Origin of the sequence: Variovorax sp. dw_308, from assembly GCF_019207085.1 — a bacterium.
Taxonomy (GTDB): domain Bacteria; phylum Pseudomonadota; class Gammaproteobacteria; order Burkholderiales; family Burkholderiaceae_C; genus Variovorax.
The window spans coordinates 22,282-42,692 of sequence record NZ_JAATOM010000037.1; the positions used below are offsets into that span (position 1 = coordinate 22,282).

The window sequence follows — 20,411 nt, forward strand, 5'->3', positions numbered from 1 at the left end:
GCCCGATCGACGAGGCTGGATACCGCGGGCCGCCGGGTGCGCCACCCGGCGCACCCGCGCCGCGGGATGCACGCGACAGAAGCTCTCGCCGCATCAGGGGCAGCAGCCAGCTATGGATTGACCACCACGTAGTTGACTTCGGAACCCACGTATTGCGGCTGGTAGTACGCCCCGCCGCATTGCTGGTATGTGATGCCGTTCATCATGACCGGCGTGCACGCGGGGGGCAGCGAGTACACCACCGAACCGACGACCGCCGCAGTCACCGCGACCGTGGCCGTCACGGCCGCCGCGGTCGCGACCGGGTGGTAGTTGTCGTAGTAGCCGCCGCGACCGCCGACCACGTTGACGTTGTTGTTCACGTTGACGTTGCGATTGACGTTGGCATTGACGTTACGGTTCACGTTGGAATTGGCGTTGCGGTTCACGTTGGCATTGGCGTTGCGGTTCATGTTGGCGCCGCCACCGTGGTTGACGGACGTCCGGGCGCCGCCGCCGCCGGCATGGCCACCCCCACCCCCACGCGCATCGGCATCGCCCGCGACACCCAGGCCGGCGCATGCGACGGCCACGGCCATGGCGCTGCCGGCGGTGAACGAGAAGAACCTGCGTGCTGAATACTCTTGCTGTTGAATCATGGCGCGTCCTTGCTTTGAATGTTGATCGGGTCCATCGGGCCTACTTGCCCGGGTTCTCGACCGTTCCATCGGACTTCTTGATCGCGATGCGATGGCTTCCGGAAGGCGCCTTGAAATCGAAATCGCCGGCCGGGAAGCTCGCCCCCGTCTTCCAGCGCATCACCACGGTGTGCTGCGGCCGGGCCGGGTCCGAGGTGGTGACGATGGACAGCTTGCGCGGCAGCGGCGTGCTCCCGCGCTGGATCCAGATCTGCCAGTCGACATCGTCCTGCCGGAGCGCGAACTGATCGGTCAGGTCGCCGTCGACGGCGCTCACGCCGAGGTAGCTGGCCGACTTGATCGCCGAGGGGTCCATCTTGCCGCTGTCCCACCAGAACAGGTCGGCCGCCGGCACGTCGATGTCATAGGTATCGTTGAGCACGGTGACCACTTCCTTCAACGTCGGTGGCGCCTGCACGGTGGCGTAGTACTTGGTCCGCGGGCTGTAGATGCTGGCGGTCTTGCCGTTGTAGTAGAGGATGTTGCGGTCGCCACGATCGTTGTGCATGTCGACCTGCAGGCCGTCCGGACGGCGCACCTTCAGCCTGGCGGTGCGGCCCAGCTGGGCCAGCTGGCCGTTGTCCAGGGTGTCGTCGGTCAGCGAATAGGTATCGAGCTGGAAGGACTGCAGCGTGCGCAGGTAGGCCGCCATCTTGTCGAGCGCCTTGAGCACCTCTGGATCGACCGCATCCGCGGCTGGCGCGGCTGCCGCGCCGCTGCCAGAACTCGCCTGCGCCGGTGGCGGCGCGGTCGTGCCCGATGCAACGGGCGCAGTGGGCTGCTGCGCGCAGGAGGCCAGCACGATGCAGGCCGCGGCGCCCAGGACCGACAACTTCAAGGACTCGAAAGTGCGAATCATGGAACTTCCCTTCAGGTGATCGTTTCGACGACTGACGGATCACCATACGATCCATGACTAGCAGGCGCAATTGCCCCCTAGGGCAATCTCGGGACCGTCGTGCGTAAACAACCAGTCGTTCGATATTGCATCGGCACCCCAGTCCATGCGGATTTGCCGCTCGACTGGATCGCCGTTCACACAGGCAGGCGGCGGCGCCGGCCGTTGCCGCATTGCCCAACGCCACCAATGCCCATGGACGGACGCGCCATGCACGGCCGCTGCGTTGCCTTGCGCCGTCCCTGCCGGTGCAGCCGACGGTGATCGAGTCACTCGCAGTGCAGCGCTCGATTGCCCTACTTGGTTGGCGCCGACCCCGGCGGAAAATCCGCGAACATCTTGTCGAGCGAGGTCTGCAACAGCGCGGGCAGCTTGTCGCTGTTGTCGGGCAAGGTGCCGCTCGCACTGCCGCGCCAGATGGCCCGCTTGGTCTTCGCATCGAACATGTCGACCACCAGCGTCCCCACTTCATAGGTGTACGAACTGGTCGTTGCCACGCCGGGCCCGAATCCGCCCCAGCCCACGCCGTAGCCCACCCCGCTGTAGTAGGTGGTGTAGTCGCGCCGCTCCTGCGTCGCGACGTTGGCGCCGACCCGCACGTCGCCATCGGCCGCGAGCGTCCAGCCCTTGGACCGCAGCTTGGCATCGATGCCGTCGGCGATGCGTTGCTGGTTGAGGGGATCGCTGCCCGTGGGCTTGGCGATCCAGGTGTAGGTGCGATAGCTCGCGAATCGCGCGGCCGGATCGAAATCCGTCTTGACGGTCGGCGTGCTGCAAGCCGCCAGAAGGCTGGCGATGGCCAGGATGCTGAACCGATGAACCATTGGAACTCCTTGTGATGCATCAAAGGATGGAATGGCTGGCGATACCTTCGCGATGGAAGATCTGGCTGGCTGACGAATTCTAGGGTTGCATCGCCCTTCAAGGCGCGGCGCGCAACGCCGCTGCGCTTGTGACGTCTCCGACTTATCCGGTGAGTTTTTAACTGGGGTTGGGCTGCGTTCGGTTTGTTGATCTGACCTCTTCTTGACGAACTCGCTCGGGGTCAGACGGCCGAGTGAATAGCGCTTCTGCATCCAGGCTGCTCGATCCGCTTGTCAGCTTTCAGAGTTTTTTTCGAACGACCCCCTGCAGGATCTGCTTGTCCAGCGTCAGGTCGGCCACGATGCGCTTCAAGCGGGCATTCTCATCCTCGTAGCATCTTCAGGCGCTTGAGCTCGGTGACGCCCAGGTCACCGAACTTCTACTTCCATGTGTAGTACGTCGCCTCGGACACGTCGATCTGGCGACACACGTCCACGACAGGCGTCCCGACGCGGCCAGCCTCAACGCATACGCGATCTGCTCCTCGCTGAACCTCGACCTTTTCATTGCTTCTCCTTGCGCCCCTTCGGGCGCTACCGGAAGCAACCGTAGCTCTAGATTTGAAAAGTCCGGAATTCGGGGGAGACGTCAGGCGGAGCTTTGAACCCAAAGCGGTCATGCTGCCTGCGCTTAGCCCAGCGGCGGAATCGCTCCCAGGACGTCGCTGAAAACGCTGAACTGCGTTTTGAACGCCTGCGGGCTGTAATCCTGGTAGTAGCCTGCGGTCACCACGACAACGAGGTCGAGCTTGGGGACGATGCGAATGTACTGGCCGCCTCGACCCAGTGCGCCAATCCACTTGACCACGTGCGCGTTGGCACGGGCGCGGCCGAGCCACCAGAGATATCCGTAAGATTGATCGCCAGTCGCCTTGAGCTTCGGTGACGTCGAGGCCTCGACCCAGCCATTGGAAACGACTTGGCGATCGTTCCAGCGACCGCCCGCAAGGACAAGTTGGCCGATCTTCGCCATGTCGCGTGGTCGCATGCGCAATCCGCCTCCGGCATCGGAATCCCCCTTGACCCGGCTCCACTCGAAGTCGGTGATGCCCAGAGGCTTGAACAACTCTGTTCGGGCAAATTCGTCGAGAGGGCGTCCGGTGGCCTTGTGGACGATGGCGGAAACGAGGGTGAGCGCGCCGGTGTTGTAGAAGAACTCCTGGCCTGGCGGCGCGGTCGGCGCGAGACCGAGGACGTAGCGGGACGGATCTGCTGCCCTGTGCATGCGCGACTCGTCGTTGTTCTCGCCGGTGGCCGGGGTTGCCTCCACCCACGTCAGGCCCATCGTCATCGTGAGCGCGTGCAGCAGCTGAAGGCGATCCTTGTCAGGCGTACGCAAGTCCGCGCACTCGGGAAAGAAGTCAAAGATCGGCTGGTTGATGCTGCGGATGAGCCCCTGATCAATCGCGATCCCGACGGCGAGCGACGCGACGCTCTTGGAAGCCGACTTCAAATTGTGCAGGGTGTCCGCATCGAATACGACATCTTCCACCCGGCTGCCGAAAAAGAGGTCGGGGATCTGGTCGGGACCTCTGAAGTACCGCTCGAACACCAGCTTGCCGCTGCGGACAACCAGCACTGAATGTATGTTCGACGAGACCGCGAGTTGATCAGCCATCCTGCACAGGGCGCCGCGGTCAATGAGCTTGTCGTCACCGTTGGTCGAGATACCCCAGCCGTCCGATCGCGTACTTGGAACACCGCAGCCACTAGACGGCTCCGCAAGCGCGCGCAATCCATAGAGCGATGCCAGCGCCGCTCCGCCGAGATGTAGGGAAAACCGGCGACGCCTCATGTCGGACCTATAGCACACGAAGCCTCGACGGGGAAGAGCGCACTACCACGACCGACCTACAAACCGCTGTTGGCCGACTGCTGAAGGTGACCCGCGTCATTCACCCTCAGACGCCATCACACAATCGCACTGCCGAAGGATGAGTACATGGAGGGGTAAAGTTATCGAACTGGCCGAGCGTCGATGAGAGACATCGATGGCTGGCGGAGAGTGTGACCACTGGGCGTAGGCGCCAAGTTGTGTCACGCGGGCTCACGGAGAGCAAAGCTTTCGATGGCGCCGACTGATCGAGCCAATCATCAAGTCTCAGTCAACCTCATCCAATCGCAGCGTTCCAGATGGGTATGCGGATGGGGAACAAGTTCAACTGCTTGAACTAGCCCCAAACGCCGCCGCCAAAACCTTCTCGCGCATAGACCTTGATGGGCTGCTTCGACACGTAGACGCGCCCCTCAAGGTCCGAGTACCTAATGGTGACCTCCGTTTCGGCGCCGTAGTTTAGCCACTTGCCTTCAGGGTCATCTGGAGTAAACGCGCCAAAAGACGTGACAAGTTCTTCGCCGTTTCGGAGAAGAGGAACTTCGCTCCGAGACAAAAAGTTGTGCTCGATCATCTTGAAGCGCTTCTCAGAAATGCTTGGCTCGACGAGCCTTCTGATGCTTTCGTGAGGTGCCACCAATCGGACGCGAACGGCGGGTCTGTTGCCAGTATTTGCCAAGACCAGGTTAAACGTCGCCGCGTTGCTCCCGGAAGCGTGCTCAGTGACAAACGCGCTCACTACTGGACGATTCGATTGAATCCAATTGACGCGGGTGAAGTACAGCGAGATCAGGGAGATGGCCAGCGCCACCAGCGAGATCGCGAGCTTCAAGTTTTCGGCGTGTTCGGGCATCGAAGGAGTCTAGCGATCGATTGCCGGCGCCGTTTCATCCCTGGCAACAACTCCAGTATGGCTAGCTTTCACGTTCGCCAATCTTGGCGTACGCCGCCACTGCCATCACTGCCTCACGCGTGGACCTTGAACAGTTCGCAATACTTAGAGTTGAGCCAATGTTCTGTCCGTCCCTGATTACCTTGTACATCAGTGCGTGCACGAATGACTGAGTCGCAAACTTCACTCCGTCAAAATCGAGCACCACCATGGTTCCCTCCCTCATGCTGGGGAGAAGGTCTTCATCGCGGATTTTGGCTGCTTGCTCAACGTCTTCCTCGAACAGCTTGACGCTCACGATCACCTGCTCGTCCAAGCCTCCGAGTTCGGGAATCCCCTCGACAAAGTCCAGTGAAAGTTCCGCCGGGTATTTCTGCGCTTCCGCAGCCAAACGGCGGCAGACGGACAGCAGAGAGTCGAACTCTCCAATCTTGTCCTTTCGCAACTGAAGATATGCGAAGGTGCCCGGCCAGCCTCCAGCCTTGGCGTTCCAATAGAGCTTCTTCTGCTGCCCCTCCTTGTCACCCCAGATGTCTACTATGGCGTCCTTGGAGCCGAGGAAAAAACTGCCGCCAGATAGCGACGCAATCTGCTTAATGAAAAATAGGCCAAGGCCAGCGTTGTCGCTCATTGACGTGTAGCCACCCGGCTTGAAAGTTCGCGACACGTGGGGAAGGGTGACAAGCTTTAGCGCTCTGAGATGCGTATCGATCTCAGGGTACGCCTCGTTAATGGTCGACTTGATGCCAAGTCCCATGTCCGCAACACAAACTTCAACGAGGCCAGTTCTCGGGAAGTACTGGGCCATCGCAACGCCGCCCCCCACACTCGCGGAGTGCTGGACGACGTTTCGCAGAAGTTCAATAAGCGAGTACTTGACTGCGCCGGCTAATTCTTCGTCCTCGATCCGGAGGATGGCCATAACGGAAGCTGCGAAACCGGGAATCTCCGAGCTACTAGAGATACGCGCGAGCTTCACTGTTCTGGCGGGGCCCACAGTTGCCGCCGGCGCCTGCTCCCCCATCAGCTCAAGGAATCCGCTTTGATTCAGATAGTTGCCAGCGGTCGTGTGAGGTGACGCTTGGAATGATAGGTGGCACCCCTTCACCTCCCGGAGCCACAGCGCATACCCCGCGAAAAGAGTGACAGCGTACGGCGCGATGAAGTTACACGTATCAAAGTTGATCCGGACGGGCGGCGAGAGATGGGTCTGCCATCGCCAACCGCTGAAGAAGTTCAGCAGTCCCTTGTCTTCTAGATTTTCAGGTACGTCAATCTGATGCATTAACTCCGCCCGGTTGGGTTCCCAGCAAGCAATCTCGAAACAGCGTCACGGGCCAAGATACCAAGCAACGATGCAAGCTCCGGTTGTTATACACGGCTGCAATCGGTGGTATCCGCACATGGCACATCGAACCGATAGACAAGAATCTCTTCGTTGCTTGGAGACTACACGTCGAATTCGACGGACCATTTCATACCGTCTCATACCAAGTCACGCACGTGACTGCCTCTGTACACCGCCCGGAAACCTCGTGAAACTCGCTGGATCCAAGGGGATTTTCATTGATGGGGATAAAGATGGGTAAGGCTAAGGAGATGGGTGCGCTGGAGGTGTCTCGGATCACCCGGCGCGGGATGAACTTCGTCGGCGGCGTGGCAGGCCTCGGCATGAACGTGAACTCCGGCGGCTCGCGTAGCTGGGTGCTGCGGGCACGGGTCGGTGGCGTGCGCCGCGACATGGGCCTCGGCGGCTATCCCGACGTGACGCTGGCTCAGGCCCGCGAGTCGGCCCGGGCAGCGCGACAGCAGATGAGGCTCGGTCTCGACCCGATCGAGGAAGGCAAGGCCATGCGCAGTGCGCTCGTCGCGTCTCGGGCAGCGGCCATCACCTTCACCAAGGCGGCGACCCTCTACATCGAGGCGCACGAGGAATCGTGGAAGAACGCCAAGCACCGCCAACAGTGGGAGAACACCCTGACGACCTACGCCAAGCCCAAGATCGGCACGCTGCAGGTGCGGGACGTGGGAGTGCCGCAGGTGTTGGACGTGCTGGAGCCGATCTGGAAGACGAAGACCGAGACGGCCTCGCGCCTTCGCGGTCGGATCGAGTCCGTGCTGGACTGGGCTATCGCCCGGGGGTACAGGGAGGGGCCGAACCCGGCGCGATGGAAGGGGCACCTCGACACAATGCTGCCAGCGCCGGGGAAGATCGCGAAGACCGACCACCACCGCGCCCTGCCCTACGCGAAGATCGGGGACTTCATGGCCGAGCTTCGGCAGCAGGAAGGGACCGGGGCCCGTGCGCTGGAGTTCACGATCCTGACCGCCGCTCGGTCGGGCGAAGTGCGCGGCGCCACGTGGGCGGAGTTCGACCTGGACGGCGCGCTGTGGGTGGTGCCGGCCGAACGGATGAAGGCAAAGAAGGAACACCGCGTCCCGCTCTCGGACCGGGCGGTGGAACTACTGAACGCCCAATTGAAGATCAGCCACAGCGGCTTCGCCTTCCCGGCGCCCAAGGGCGGTAGCCTGAGCGACATGACGCTTACCGCCGTCCTACGCAGGATGAAGGTGGACGCGGTGCCGCACGGGTTTCGCTCGACCTTCAGGGACTGGGCGGCTGAGCAGACCGAGTATCCGAACGAGGTGGCCGAGATGGCGCTGGCTCACGCCGTGGGCAACAAGGTCGAGGCCGCCTACCGGCGGGGCGACCTGCTGGAGAAGCGGGTGCAGTTGATGAAGGACTGGGCGGCGTTCGCGGCGACCACGGCAAGTTAGCGCAGACAGTAGAAAGCCGGCTGTGGGCCTATGGCTAACGTGTACCGCCACACAGGGCACAGCCAGTGTTGAGCGCTGTATATCCCAGTGACTATGAAACTCACCCGGCAGCATACTTTCGGCGAGCGTCAAGACGCTCTTCGAGCGCTGCTCCCATGGGCGTACCGCATCGGACAAGGACGTCCGAGATTCCAATGAGATCCGCACTGTTCAGCACCGCTGGGGGCGCAGAGCCGGCAAGCACAACCGTGTCGATCCACTCGCATACACGCCGCCCAACGCCGTGGTCGATCCAAAACTCAGCGTTCGCACCCTGCATGCGCCACCATGCTGTTACTGCACGCCCCATGAATGCCAGCCTGCTTGCGTTCGGCCCAACTTCCATCAAGCCAAGGAACGCAAGCGCGACGAATGTGGAGCCCGAGGCATGCTCGGTAAGTTCCGTCAACAAAGAGAGGAGCAATTCGGCGCGACTAGCTCCTGGAGGAAGAACGTAGCACTTGGGCCCTTTCCCCATGGCATGCTCACCCATGAACACCGCGGCGACTGCTCCGGCGAGATGCATTTCAGTGCGGTCGGAGACTTCCGATGCCAAATGCTGCCATCCCCGAGTGGTGACGAGTCGCCGCGCAATTGCTTCGCGGATCGACACGGCCACACTGTCCGACACAGCACCGTCGTTCAACCACAGGCGGTCGAGCGCGTGCAGCACAGCCTCAGCGGCATCAACGAAGCGCTCCTCTGGCAATTGGGCGAGGGGCTGAAGCACGTACTCTTCAACACTAGCGTCATCGATCGCGACTGCGGCAGCGAGCGCAGCCGCGAAGTAGGCGTCATTCCAGGCGAACGCTCGCTCGCTCGGCTCCTCGTCAGGCCCACAGCCGACGCCGTTCGCGCCTGCGGTCCACAGCCAACAATGCTTGACCAGCGCACGCAAGAGAGCGGGACATGCCGCGCGCCAGAGTGCAACCGCCAGCGACAGCCATTCCGCTGCAGCTGCGTCATCCAACGCGAAAGTGCGCGATGGCGTAGGGCGTTGCCCCGGTCGAGGCCGCGAAGCACCCAGCGAGATCGTGAATCGCCCCTTTGGCGGACGCGGGTTGGGAAGTTCGGGCCAGCTCGGCTCGGAGCCTTCTCCGGACAGCCACGCAAGTTCCGCCGCAACCGCCGCCTTCAGCCTTGTCCGCTCGGCCTCCTTGAGCGCGGCGTCCATCTCGCGCTGACGCGCAACATAGTCATCGACACCCTTGAAAGGGTCGTCCTCTCGTTGCGGGACGGCATAGATGGCAGACGACAAGCCAATGCGGACGAGTGACCGCACGAGAGTCGGGAGCAATGAGCGTTGCGCCGCTATCTCAGCATGTAGTACCGTGACCATGCCCGTCGTACGGTTTGCCGCCAAGTGAAGCAATCGCGGCAAATCGGCAAGGTCCGAATCATCGCGATACGCGGCCAGCAATCCCACGGCGGCAATCGCCATCGTGTTGTACGGCATCTGTTTGGCGAACCCAGCGTCATCGAAGCCTTCCCGATCAGCTGCTTCCACCAACTTCTCGCGGGCCCAAGTGCCGTACGCGACCTTCTGTTCTGGTGAGCCATCGCGCATGAGTAGTGCGGCCACGATTAGCTGCGTTCGGGATATCCACTGTGCATCGTCTGCGTCCGATTGTGCCGACGACGTCGAGGGATCGGACTGTGCCCAGCGAACGCCATCTTCAAGCAACTGCGATGAGCACGGCGGTTCGACAAGGGCTCGCATGAATCGCGTGCGAATCACGATTTCAGCGTTGCCGCGGTGCGCCTGTGTCTGGTAGGTACCAAGCAACCGTGCCTCCTCAGCAGGAGGCACGTACTCGATGGTCTGGCCCTCTTCGTCATCGCCTCGCTGTACGTAATTTGTGGGATCAAGCTGATTGAGCGCGCACATGGCGGCGAATCTCGGGTCTGCCATACCCCGGCTATCGACATCAGGTTGGCCGATTTGCTCCGCCTCGATGCGAAGTGCCTGCTGCATCGCTTCACGCACGTCGGGAGGACCGTTAAACCCGAACTCAAAAAGTACGGCATCCAGTGCTGTGCTTCGCGAGGGTCGCTGCAGTAGGTTTTCCAGCCGAACAGCACCGAATGGTTCGTGATGCACCCAGGCAGTGAACGGAGCGGCCGAAATTATCAAATCGTGACCGTACCGCTCGCGATCCATGGCCAGTAGTGCGGCCGATGCCGCAAACGGCCAAATGCACCCGCGCGTCTTCGGCCAATGCGACAACATGACGTCAACCGCAACCAGCAAGTAGGCTGCCGGGCAAACTTCGGGCCTCAGAAGGTCATCGATCACTGCCTGCGCAGGTTCGCCCCGCTCAATGCGGAGATGCGCCCACGCTTCCAGGGCCATCAGGGCCGACGCGACAATGTTGCTGCTCTGGTGCGCCCGAGACCACACGTACGACCTGAGCCAGGGAAAAGAGCGCTTCCCGCTCGGGAACGGCACGTCGATGGAGTCCTGGCCCGGCTCACGCCCTTGCGTTCGCCGCCGTATGGCGTGGGCAACGACACCATGCACCAGTCGCAGTCCCTGCTCCTTGTTCGACAGCAGCAAGTCGAGAAATGGTGCACGCGCCGGCGACGGCGGGAAGTATTCCAGGTCCCAGGCCGAGAAAGTGTCCCGAATAGAGGACCGTCGATCCTCGGCATCATCGTCTCCTTCGGGCAATGCCCGCAAAAACAGATCAGCTACGGCCTGCGGCGCCGCCTGTGGCGCCGTGCCAAGGAACGTCAGCAATGGGCGAAAGAGAACGTGCCGATAAGGATGATCGGCAACCAAATGCAAGTATGACTCGATGTCTGAGGGGCGGAGCTTGCACCATGAGAGAAAGGCGGTCCTAAGGTCGCTCTCTTGTGCCGTGGTCATTGACAGGCCAGGCGCCCGCCGGGCGGCCATGTACTCACGGGAGCCAGATACCCTAGGGTGGTTCTTCGCTTGAACCTCAATCAACCACGAATACAGGCGCGCCACCAGCAGGGGCGACATCACGTCCTGCCCAGCGAAGACGGTGCACCAGCGGTTGTAGAGATTGACGAGCTGCGGCACCGCTCCGTTCGGCAGTCGATCTCCTTGGGAAAGGGACCAGGCGATCAGGTTGAGCCATGCTGCGCCAACAGGTGCGACAAAGTCGTTCGTGAGCTTGCTCGTGTCAGCACCGAGGGCTGCCCAAAGCGGAGCGGCTGGCTGGGAGTCGACTGTGATGACAGCACGGACAAGATCGGCCAGCACCTCTCCATTGTTCGAGGCGAGTGTTGGGAAGCAGCGGGTCAACGCGTCTTCAGCCCGCTCTGAACGCACGAGAGCGAGCAGGACGGTACGCCGCCACGAACCGTGCGCTTGGGGTGTGCTAATGGCGTCAAGCAGCGTTTTCCACGCGGTCTCGTCTTTGCCGAGCTCAGCATGCAGCCGCGCCGCGATCTCCACGCCGCGCACCAGCCGTTGCGGTACTGGATCGTTCAATGACAGTGTCGAGAGGTGCTCGGGCTCTTCACGCAACAGGCAACCAACCGCCCAGTCACGCAGCACGTCGTGCGCGAGTTCGATGCGAACGGCGCCGCGCAGATGCAAAGTGCCGCTTTCGGCCAATGCACTGATCGCCTCTGCCGGTGCGGCGCTGGAGTCCATCGGAGCCGACGAGGCCAGCGAGTGCATCGCCAACGAGTGAAGCACTCGAAAGCGCTCCAGGCGACCTGCAGCCTGTGCCGAATCGCCTGTCGTCCACCACTGGGATGCCATCTGTGTTTCGCTGAAAGGCGCCATGGCCTCGCCCATGGCGCTGCGCGCCAATCGGTCCAATCGGTACAAATTGCGCACCAGTTTCTGCGCAGGATGCCCCGTCCTCAGAAGTGCAGCGAGGGCTGGATCTGCGTCCCGAAGCCAGTTCACCTCATCGTCGCCGAGCTCGTCGATGACCAACGGCGGCGCCTCGCCGAGTTCCTGCAGCGCCCGTGTCGGCAGCCATGCACGCGCGTCGGCGTCAAAGTCCGTTCGCGCTGTCGCAACTACGCTGAAGCCGCGGACTTGCGCCGCTGCGCTGATCAGGTCCACGACGGTGGCCCGTTGGCTCGCATCGTCGAAGCGGTCAATTCCGTCGACGAACAGAGTACCGCCGCCGTCGCCCGCCAAATCAGTTAGAAAATCCCGCGCCGAGGCGTGACAGCCGAGTTGTGCCTCCAGGGCAGCCCACCCACCGCCAGGTACGCGGTGCGGCACGACTACGACGATGCGCGACTCAACGCCAACACGCAGCGCCAATTCCTTCAGCACGCCCGACTTGCCGACGCCGCCGGCACCACGGATTTCGAGGTATCTGCCGCGTTCAAGAGCCGAAAGCGCCGCAGCAACAAGGTCGCGACGATCAATCACCGCTCCGTGGACGCGCGTTTCGATCGCCGTCAGGGCGTTCTCCGCGACTTCGGCAATCCGCTCGCGCGCAGCATGCAAGCGCCTGTCGCCTGCCAAGCTGAAACTGCGCTCGCTGGTCAGTCGCTCGCGCAGAGCGTTTGCATCGAGATCACCGCCAGCAGCATCCACCTGCAACGCGATCTGCTGTAGCGAGTCCCACAGCTCAGCTGATCGGCCGATGGCCTGAGAGGCCAGCAGGAGGGCGCAGCGCTCGCGAGCGAGTTGCGCACAAACGGAACCGGGTTGCTCGAAGTCAAATGCCAGAACTTGAAAGCGCGACAGCAGCAGCCACACAGCAGCGTCGTCGTGCGCCGCCCCTGCCGTCTGCATGTGCCCCCGGAACGCCGTCACAAAGTCGCGCATCCCCTGATGGGCAGCGCCGGCTTGATTCAGACGACGGAAGAAGTCTTCCGCTCCCTGATACTCGCGCGCCCACCTCAGGACGTCCTGGACATGCTGCTCAATCTTGGTGGACGTACGGGCAAGCGCCACCGCGAGTTCGTAGCGCGTCGTGCTGAACTCGGGCTTGGCTACAGCCCGGCACGCCAGGACGACCACATCCGCGAAAACCGAGTCGCTTGCTGTAAAGGCAATCGTGCGCTTCGCCTGCAGTTCGAGAGTAGCAAGCGACCCCCGGCTATCGTAGCCAGTGATGATGACGTCATCCATTGGATGACCGAAGCCCGCCCGCTGGAACATAACGCGCGCGACCACAACGCCCGGCAGGCCACGCGCTTCTCCACCCGACAGCAGCGGCAAGAGGTACTGCGCCCCGATGTGTCCCTCCAGCAGAGCGCCTGAAGGCCCGGACGCCGCTGGACTGGCTATGGGCGGTCCGTCATCGGCTGAGCGGGACCGACGTGGACGTGTGCTCGCAATCGCTGCAGACTTCTTAGCTGCAGGCTTTGAGCGATTTGGTGTGGGTTCGGCGGACTTGGTCTTACGTGGCTTTGCCATTTTCGTTTCAGGGGCGTGCGCGCATTGTCAATGACGGACGAACGTCCCAACAGACTAGCGCACAGGTCGCCACCCAATCTGCGAGGCAGATGTGCGCCGCAATCGATGGCCGCTTTTTGGGGTCGGGCGCAGTGGGAGTTGACCGAGAGTAGCCGATTCCGGCAGTTCGCTGAAATCGGCGGCGTCCCATCGGCCTACGCATGGCGGACGGGCCCGCCGCCAACTGGCGATCACCGACAAGCCGCCACGGCCAGCAGGCGGCCTCTCCCCAACTTCCTACCCATCGCGATAGCGCCTGACTGGGCGTCTGACTGGGCGCCTGAGTTGGGGCGTTGGGGCGTCAGCAAGTGCGGCCCATGCACCAGGCGGCGCCACTGCCCCACTGCCCCACTGCCCCACTGCCCCAATCGCGCAGCGCAAGTCTTACTGACACCCGACATTTCGACGATGGCCCACGAGTCCTGTCCCGGCTTGCCGCGTTTCAGCTGCCGCTGCCTTCAGCTTCCTGACCGCCCTTGTGGGCCCTTGGTTGGCACCTTTCCGCGCAGCAATACGGCCTCATTCGATTTGTAACAGGCGCTATGACTACAGGCGCGGGGAAATTGACGGCCGTTGGCTATCTCCGAACTCGCTGCCGGCGTTGCGCGCCACGGCGCGCGTCCATCAATAGCCAATCCTGAGGAATCACATCAATGCCGATCATAAATACTACCGACACGGCGCTGTCGGAAGCGAAACGCGCGCCGAGGACGCCACCGCCGCTGCCCGCTTATCTCCGTGTTGAGGCGGTCATTCGACACCTGCAAATCTCAAAGGCCACTGTTTGGCGTCTGGCCGCCGCCGGAAAAATCAGCACGCTGAAGATCTCGAAGCGCGTCACGCTTTTCAGTGCCCAGTCCATTCAGGATTATCTCGACGAGTGCGAGAAGGTGGGTGGCAAATGAAACCCGATCGCCCCAGCACTGCCACTGCACCCGTGCCGCAATTGACAGGACGCACTCGCAAGGTCACGACCCGCTCTGCGGTCATCGAGGCGCTGAAGAATATGTCGATACCCATTGCGCGGGATCCAGACATCGACCCCGAGTTCTACGAGATCACGGACCTGTTTCATCAGTTGTTCGGGCCTTTGCTGGCCGAGACCGCGGAATTGCTCGAAGCGAATTCGAAGGATGGAGGCGGCGATGTTTGACTTGCTGCGCCTGACGGACGATCCGTTCGGGGCAGGCCCGCGCTCCGAGCAAGACACTTCGAACGCATCGGGAGATATGGAGCCCGTGCCGGGCTTCCGGCTGACAAGCCAAGGGCTGTTCATCGAAGAGGCCGACCAGCGCACTTACGTCTGCGACCCGATAGTTGTTCTCGCCTTCGCGCGCACTCCCGAGAGCAGCTCTTGGAGCAAGCAGATCGTCATGCTGGACCGCGACGGAGTGACACATGAACGCATCATTTCCGCGGCGCAGTTGATGCGCTTCGGCTTCGACGTATGTGCCACATTGATCGATGAAGGTCTTCGCGTCGCCCCCAATCCACAGGCAATGAGATGGTTGCTGACCTATCTGACCCGAGCCGAGCCGAAGACGCGAGCCCTCATCGCGGAAAGGCCGGGTTGGATTCAGACACCGAAGAGCGTCTTCTACGTACAGGCTCATCGAGTGGTCGGACGCGGCACAGAGACCGTCGTGTTGGCGCCTGACATACGGGTGGCAAGCAAGCGCTCCGAGTCCGGCACCGTCGAGCAGTGGCGAGATACCGTAGGCGCTTGGAGCGTCGGTAATTCGCGTCTCATGATGGGAATTTCGATGGCCTTCGCCTCGATGACACTGGCCTTCGCAGGCTTGGAGAACGGCGGCATCAATCTCGTTGGCCCATCGTCGTGCGGCAAGACGACGGTGCTCGGCTGCGCCGCATCGGTCATGGGTGCACCCGCGTACGTTGGAAACTGGCGCCAGACCGACAACGCCTTCGAGGCTGCAGCGGTACCGTCTGGTCTGCTTTCTCCTGGGTCGCGGTGCTCGGATTTAGGCCCACCGTCAGCAGCGGGCGCGTCCCAGCTTTACCGAGGGTGTAGCGCCACTCGTCGCCTTCATCCGAGTGATAGATGTCGAATATGGTTGTCGCCGCGGATCCCATTCTTCCTTGCTCCTCGTTGATTGCCAAAAGCTCTGGACCAAACATCCTAAATTGGGATATTCTAAAACGGGATGTACGTTCGCTCGCGTGTCGCGCGGCCTGCAATCTCCACCGTACAAGAAGCTTCGCCGGCTTCTTGCGCAAGCGCGCGCCGAGGCAGGGTTGACGCAGCTTCAAGTTGCTACGCGCGTGCAGCGCCCTCAGTCGTTCGTGTCGAAGTACGAGAACGGCGAGCGCCAACTGGACGTGATCGAGTTCGTCGCAGTCTGCAAGGCTATTGGCGTTCCGCCTTCCGAGCTAGTCGAAGAGCTCGCGTAGCGCAAGTTAGCTTCCGTCCGAGACCGTGACTTCCCCAATGATGTCCGCCTCTGTCAACACAATATCGTCAGCTGGCACTGGTGATGAAGGCAGCATCTTCTGAGCGAGACCTACTAGGCGATCGAACGTTACGGCAAGGTAGCTGAGCGCGTCTGGCTCAACGTCCCTGTTGGGTGGCTCCTTCGTGACCGAACTGATAAGTTCTGCGAACGTCTCGTGCAGTGGACCGGCGGACCTCTTTCGAGAAAGGTGCGCCGCGTCAGCTGGGAGTGGGTAGTAGATCGTCGGCACCGTTGTGCCATCCCTCAAGACCTCGTTGTCCAATACCGCGAAGGACACTCCTACTACGGCCTGCAACGGCGCCCCGTGCGTGAAGAGATTTCGATACGCTGAGAACAACGACAACCAACCGCGATTGTCTTCGTTCGACGCATCGAGCAACTCGACTTGTAACGCGTTCGCGACGTCACGCTTTTTCAGGTTTCCTACGAGGCCGCGCATTGCGGAAATACCCGCGAGGCCAAACACGAACCGCGCAGCAAACTCCGCCAACGTATCTCGTAAGACCGCCAGCTCCCAAAACATGGCATGAATCGCAAGGTACACAGCCGGCGAGTTCGTATCTTTGAAGCGGGAATGTGTCTTTATTGGCAGCGCTCGAACTTGGCTGCGAAGCTGGACCGCATAAGCGTGGCACAAGTGCTGCAACCTTGTCTGACCGGAGCTCAAACCCGAGGCAATTCGGGCAGCGACATCGGACAGCAGCATCATGTCCTTCTGGCCTGCGTGGAACGCTATTCGCCGCCAGTTCTGTTGCGCATCCTTGGCCCGCCACTCGCCTTCAAACGACTGGGCAAAGAACTGCGGGGAAGCCAATCCCGACGCTTCATCGGCAGTCGTTATGAATGTCATGCCGACAACGGTGTACCCGACATGACGCAACGCGCCTACAAGTTCCGGGTAGGCGCGCAAGTTGAATTGGCCGAGAAGGACACGACTGCCGACCCCCGCGAATATCTTCACCAGTGGACCGGGCTGGCTGATCGCGACAAGTCCGCCACTAAGCCAAGCGATTCGCGTGACGTGATGCCACGACGGATTATTCAAGTCATGATCCATGAGCGTGATGCCTCCACCCCGTACTGTGCCTGACACTGGTGCTGAGGGACTCAGACGACATCACACAGTCGCACCGCAAACGGATGGGTACGTAGATGGGTAAGGATATCGAACTGGCCGAGCGTCGATGAGAGACATCGATGGCTGGCGGAGAGTGTGAGATTCGAACCATTATCTGAACCGATTTTCGCTTAGGCCCGTCGATGTGACTGAGTGAAGCGGGTCATTGTCCCGTTGCACACGTGTGCAACTAAAAAGGATTCTTCGCCGATCTGCGTGGAGTGTAAGGGGCCAACCGCGAGTTGCTCCAGGCCGCCGCCGGGACACGAGCGCTGGCTACGCCGAGGAGGTGCGCGCCCAATGTCCGAACGTGAAGATCTGAAGATCGTCTACGACCCTGTTACATATCGTGGCGAAGTACGGGCGTCGGGTCATTTGACCGCGTGCGCGTTGACGAGGCGAACCGCCTGTGCGACGACGAGCCAGGAAACTGGTCAACTGGTCAAGGGCGCGCGCTGGCTGTTGGGCTGTTGGCGCGCAATCCAGATAACATCGCACGCGACGAGGACCGGGTGCGATTGAGAGAGTTGCTCGACGCCAACCGAGCGCTGCTCACCGTCTGCGTGAAGAAGGACGACTTGAAGACGCTTTGGGGCTATCGTCACAGCGGCTACGCAGAGCAATGGAAGGATTGGTACGCCCGCGCCGTGCGCAGCCGCATCGAACCCCTGAGGGCTTTTGCCCGCAATCTCAAAGGCTACCTGTCCGGCATCCTGTCGCTATGTCGATGGCCGCTCAGCACGAAGCTCGTCGAGGGCATCAACAACATAATCAACGTCAACAAGCGCGCGGCGCAGGGCAACCGCGATGACGATGACGATGACTTCTGCCTCAAGATTCGCGCCGCCTTTCCCAGAAATCGGTGAAGAACAAAAAAGAGGGCATCGGATTCGAACCGATGGAGGGCTTGCACCCTCGCCAGTTTTCAAGACTGGTGCCTTAAACCGCTCGGCCAGCCCTCCGGAACCAATTGTAGCCCGCCCGTCTATCTGCGATTTTTCAACATGCTCATCAAGGTCAAATCCAGGGCCACTTCCCGGGTGGATGCCCGGGGTGAGGCCTGCACAGCAGCCCGTGCTGCAACCTCATCGCCAACCAACAGGACTTGGCGCTGGGCCCGTGTGACGGCGGTGTAGATGAGGGTTCGGTCGAGCAGTCGGTGGGATGTCAAAGGCACGATGACACGTGGCCACTGCGATCCTTGGGCCTTGTGGGCAGTGATGGCGTAGCCGAGTTCAATGTCGTCAAGCATCTCTTCAACCAGCGGCCTGCGTACACCGTCATCCCACTCAATCCATGCCAGGGAGTGCGGAGCATTATCATTGGCAGCTGCCTGAAGATTGGCACCCTTTTCAATCCGCACCACCCGCCCAAGCGAGCCGTCTTGCAACCCGCGATCCCATAGGTTTCTCGTGCAAAGAACAGGGTCACCGAGGTGAAGTCCGGTGTGGATGAAGGACTCGTACTTGTTGCTCCACACCATGACGGGCGCCGCCATTTTCGTCCGTCGAGCTTGGCACAGGTGGTTAATTGCCTTGGTACCGTCGAAGCTGTTTCGTCTTGCGCATAGGATCTGTGTGCTCTGCGGGTCGGCCCCGTATAGCTCAATGACCACTTCTGCAATGTCACGGCTATTGAGATCTAAACTATTTCGCCCAGCGCGAATGAACGCAATCGCATCGCTCGAATTGTTTGAAAGCAAGGGCCAAGAGCCGCGCCGAATTGACTGCGCCGCAGACGCTATGCATTCACCGCGCCTCGTCACCGCCAGTAACCTTACCGAGGGCACGGAATCGACTCGTGCCAAAGCGTGGAGGACAAGCCCAGGCCCGACAGGCGTGGGTTGAGCAGTGTCACCGACCAAAAGGATTCGTGGCGCAGGCCCCAAGCGGTCACACAGCCGACCCATGGTGAAGAGATCGACCGTGCTGGCCTCGTCTATCACCACGACGCTTTGTGCGTCTGGTTGGGGCTCCCCCGACCGCAGGAAGCTGGCGATCGTCGATGCGGAGCGTCCTGTGGACTCTTGCATCCGTATCGCTGCACGGCTCGCAAGTGCCAGCTGGACGACGGCCACCCCGGCAGCGTCATAGATCGCATAGAGTGCCCTGAGAATCGTGGTCGTTCCTACTCCGGCGCCGCCAATCACCAGAGCAAATCGATGGCGCACTGCCAGGTGAACCGCGGCGCGCTGCTCGTGGCTCAAATCAATCTGCTGAGTCGCCTCATATTCTCTCAACAGTGCGTCAACGGCCGCGGGCTCAAGCAGCGACCTGGTTATTCGGTCCTCAAGCCGTAGCGCAACCGACGAAGAAACGGCTCGTTCCATTACCAGCGCCCCCAGAGGCTGCACGCCGTGCGCTCCTACTACGTAGCCGCCGTTGGTCAGCCCAGTCTCTAAGGCCTTGGAAACCAAGGCTCGCCAAGGCGGTGAACTGCTCTGCGACCCTAGGAAACCCTGCACGCAAGTCAGTAGCTTGGAACCGAGGACGGAGGTGTGCCCCGCAGCGTACATGCGGTAGCAGGCTTCCTCGATAGCGCCCGCGAGACGGCGAGGATCGTCCAGTGCAACGCCGAAGCACTCACGGGCGAGTCGGTCAACCTCCCGCCAAGAGGCACGGAAACTGAGAAGCCGATAGGGGTCTTCCTCCAACTTCTCCGCCGTCTCGCGACCAAAATAGCGAATGACCCTCATAGCGACACCAGCGTCGAGCTTCTGACCTCGCAGCCACTGCAGCATCACGGTGTCTCCGAACTGCGCCCAAGCAGCTATTGTCAAAGCTGCGACCTCGGGACCCGTGTAGGCTCGAAGAGCGCTTACGTCCCCCGACTCGAGCACTTCATACAGCCGGCTATTCAAGGCCTCCCAGAGACGGTGCGCCTTTACGCGACCAACGCCTGCAAACGCTGGATTGTCGGCCAAGAAGGTGACTATGTGCTCACCAACGGGGCGCAAAAGGTTCGCCCTCGTCGCATCGATTTGCATCTCAGTCACCGAGTATCCATTGATGTCGCGCTGACGACTGGATCTCTTACCAGAGACGTTCCAACACTGGCCTGGCTGAACAATTGCTTCGCCGAGCGTCAAGGCATTCGCTCTCACGACAACATGCTCGGCTTCGTCGGCCACGCCCCCTGCCTCCTTGATCACCTTGCCGGAGAAGATACAGCCCCCAAATCCTCGAGGGCTTTGACTCCGAATGGATGTGATCTGTAGTGTGAGACTCACCATCAACGGAAGATTCTCCCGGTTTGAAGAAGTGCCTCACTGATCATGGTGAAACGTTTTAAAGCACCCTTAAGCTCGGCCACTTCGGCACGCAATTCCGCGATCTCTTCTCCTTGCTTGAGTTGACGATCACGTTCTGTCTCGGGCACAACCCGCTGCCTGCCGCTTTCGCAAACAATTTGTTGCTGCTGCGTATCCGGGCTTCG

At 61.3% G+C, this 20,411-nt stretch carries 16 protein-coding genes, 1 tRNA gene and 1 pseudogene; 6 read left to right on the plus strand and 12 right to left on the minus strand.

Translation table 11 applies throughout. The features are described from left to right. Positions 1–110: 110 nt before the first annotated feature. The 7 genes and pseudogenes from HCU76_RS34015 to HCU76_RS34040 form a co-directional block, all read right to left on the minus strand. Positions 111–638 (minus strand): hypothetical protein, encoded by a 528-nt coding sequence (locus tag HCU76_RS34015; protein ID WP_256354686.1) that lies wholly within the window; start codon positions 636–638, stop codon positions 111–113. Between the two features lie 40 nt (positions 639–678). Beyond that, positions 679–1,536 carry a DUF2092 domain-containing protein gene (locus HCU76_RS34020; protein WP_218511727.1) on the minus strand — a complete coding sequence of 286 codons (858 nt, stop codon included), beginning with the start codon at positions 1,534–1,536 and terminating at the stop codon, positions 679–681. A 335-nt stretch (positions 1,537–1,871) separates the two neighbouring features. Further along, positions 1,872–2,399, minus strand: coding sequence for a DUF4136 domain-containing protein (locus tag HCU76_RS34025; RefSeq protein ID WP_213955077.1), 528 nt, complete (start codon positions 2,397–2,399; stop codon positions 1,872–1,874). Between the two features lie 283 nt (positions 2,400–2,682). After that, positions 2,683–2,946: pseudogene (locus HCU76_RS36995) on the minus strand (transposase); the annotation flags it as partial. A gap of 123 nt (positions 2,947–3,069) precedes the next feature. Then, on the minus strand, positions 3,070–4,056 hold the full coding sequence (locus tag HCU76_RS34030; RefSeq protein ID WP_213955078.1) for a serine hydrolase: 987 nt from the start codon (positions 4,054–4,056) through the stop codon (positions 3,070–3,072). Between the two features lie 553 nt (positions 4,057–4,609). Further along, on the minus strand, positions 4,610–5,125 hold the full coding sequence (locus HCU76_RS34035) for a hypothetical protein (protein WP_218511728.1): 516 nt from the start codon (positions 5,123–5,125) through the stop codon (positions 4,610–4,612). A 61-nt stretch (positions 5,126–5,186) separates the two neighbouring features. Further along, complete coding sequence (locus tag HCU76_RS34040) at positions 5,187–6,449, minus strand: STAS-like domain-containing protein (protein WP_218511729.1); 1,263 nt, start codon at positions 6,447–6,449, stop codon at positions 5,187–5,189. 314 nt (positions 6,450–6,763) lie between these two features. Between HCU76_RS34040 and HCU76_RS34045 the strand changes: the two genes are divergently transcribed. Next, the gene (locus HCU76_RS34045) at positions 6,764–7,942 is read left to right on the plus strand and encodes a site-specific integrase (protein WP_256354687.1); all 1,179 of its coding nucleotides are present in this window, start codon (positions 6,764–6,766) and stop codon (positions 7,940–7,942) included. Between the two features lie 100 nt (positions 7,943–8,042). Here HCU76_RS34045 and HCU76_RS34050 read toward each other — a convergent pair whose 3' ends face one another. After that, positions 8,043–13,148: a hypothetical protein gene (locus HCU76_RS34050; RefSeq protein WP_256354688.1), complete on the minus strand. Its 5,106-nt coding sequence runs from the start codon at positions 13,146–13,148 to the stop codon at positions 8,043–8,045. A gap of 890 nt (positions 13,149–14,038) precedes the next feature. Here HCU76_RS34050 and HCU76_RS34055 point away from each other — a divergent pair. Genes HCU76_RS34055 through HCU76_RS34070 form a run of 4 tightly spaced genes read left to right on the plus strand, consistent with a single transcriptional unit; the run spans position 14,039 to position 15,797 of the window. Then, a complete protein-coding gene (locus HCU76_RS34055; RefSeq protein WP_218511732.1) occupies positions 14,039–14,290 on the plus strand; it encodes an AlpA family transcriptional regulator in 252 nt (83 codons plus the stop codon). Next, positions 14,287–14,538, plus strand: coding sequence for a hypothetical protein (locus HCU76_RS34060; protein WP_218511733.1), 252 nt, complete (start codon positions 14,287–14,289; stop codon positions 14,536–14,538). The genes HCU76_RS34055 and HCU76_RS34060 overlap by 4 nt, the downstream gene beginning before the upstream one ends. Beyond that, positions 14,531–15,499, plus strand: a complete 969-nt coding sequence (locus HCU76_RS34065; RefSeq protein ID WP_218511734.1) for a DUF927 domain-containing protein — start codon at positions 14,531–14,533, stop codon at positions 15,497–15,499. Before HCU76_RS34060 ends, HCU76_RS34065 begins: the two co-directional genes overlap by 8 nt. Further along, entirely contained in the window at positions 15,486–15,797 is a 312-nt protein-coding gene (locus tag HCU76_RS34070) for a helix-turn-helix domain-containing protein (protein WP_256354689.1), read from the plus strand. The genes HCU76_RS34065 and HCU76_RS34070 overlap by 14 nt, the downstream gene beginning before the upstream one ends. Before the next feature lie 6 nt (positions 15,798–15,803). Here HCU76_RS34070 and HCU76_RS34075 read toward each other — a convergent pair whose 3' ends face one another. Then, positions 15,804–16,916, minus strand: a complete 1,113-nt coding sequence (locus tag HCU76_RS34075) for a hypothetical protein (RefSeq protein WP_218511735.1) — start codon at positions 16,914–16,916, stop codon at positions 15,804–15,806. A gap of 443 nt (positions 16,917–17,359) precedes the next feature. Between HCU76_RS34075 and HCU76_RS34080 the strand changes: the two genes are divergently transcribed. Then, on the plus strand, positions 17,360–17,842 hold the full coding sequence (locus tag HCU76_RS34080; protein WP_218511736.1) for a transposase: 483 nt from the start codon (positions 17,360–17,362) through the stop codon (positions 17,840–17,842). Between the two features lie 9 nt (positions 17,843–17,851). Here HCU76_RS34080 and HCU76_RS34085 read toward each other — a convergent pair. From HCU76_RS34085 to HCU76_RS34095, 3 genes are all read right to left on the minus strand, one after another. Beyond that, positions 17,852–17,938 (minus strand) — tRNA-Ser (locus HCU76_RS34085). A 23-nt stretch (positions 17,939–17,961) separates the two neighbouring features. Next, positions 17,962–20,106 (minus strand): ATP-dependent RecD-like DNA helicase, encoded by a 2,145-nt coding sequence (locus HCU76_RS34090; protein WP_218511737.1) that lies wholly within the window; start codon positions 20,104–20,106, stop codon positions 17,962–17,964. Between the two features lie 101 nt (positions 20,107–20,207). Next, positions 20,208–20,411 (minus strand): hypothetical protein (locus HCU76_RS34095; RefSeq protein ID WP_218511738.1); only part of this gene is annotated, 204 nt, incomplete at its 5' end.

Coding starts and splice junctions, on each gene's coding strand:
- HCU76_RS34040 (WP_218511729.1), bottom strand. CDS start 6,449: ATGCATCAGATTGACGTACCTGAAAATCTAGAAGACAAGGGACTGCTG.
- HCU76_RS34030 (WP_213955078.1), bottom strand. CDS start 4,056: ATGGCTGATCAACTCGCGGTCTCGTCGAACATACATTCAGTGCTGGTT.
- HCU76_RS34020 (WP_218511727.1), bottom strand. CDS start 1,536: ATGATTCGCACTTTCGAGTCCTTGAAGTTGTCGGTCCTGGGCGCCGCG.
- HCU76_RS34060 (WP_218511733.1), top strand. CDS start 14,287: ATGAAACCCGATCGCCCCAGCACTGCCACTGCACCCGTGCCGCAATTG.
- HCU76_RS34045 (WP_256354687.1), top strand. CDS start 6,764: ATGGGTGCGCTGGAGGTGTCTCGGATCACCCGGCGCGGGATGAACTTC.
- HCU76_RS34075 (WP_218511735.1), bottom strand. CDS start 16,916: ATGGATCATGACTTGAATAATCCGTCGTGGCATCACGTCACGCGAATC.
- HCU76_RS34055 (WP_218511732.1), top strand. CDS start 14,039: ATGCCGATCATAAATACTACCGACACGGCGCTGTCGGAAGCGAAACGC.
- HCU76_RS34035 (WP_218511728.1), bottom strand. CDS start 5,125: ATGCCCGAACACGCCGAAAACTTGAAGCTCGCGATCTCGCTGGTGGCG.
- HCU76_RS34015 (WP_256354686.1), bottom strand. CDS start 638: ATGATTCAACAGCAAGAGTATTCAGCACGCAGGTTCTTCTCGTTCACC.
- HCU76_RS34065 (WP_218511734.1), top strand. CDS start 14,531: ATGTTTGACTTGCTGCGCCTGACGGACGATCCGTTCGGGGCAGGCCCG.
- HCU76_RS34025 (WP_213955077.1), bottom strand. CDS start 2,399: ATGGTTCATCGGTTCAGCATCCTGGCCATCGCCAGCCTTCTGGCGGCT.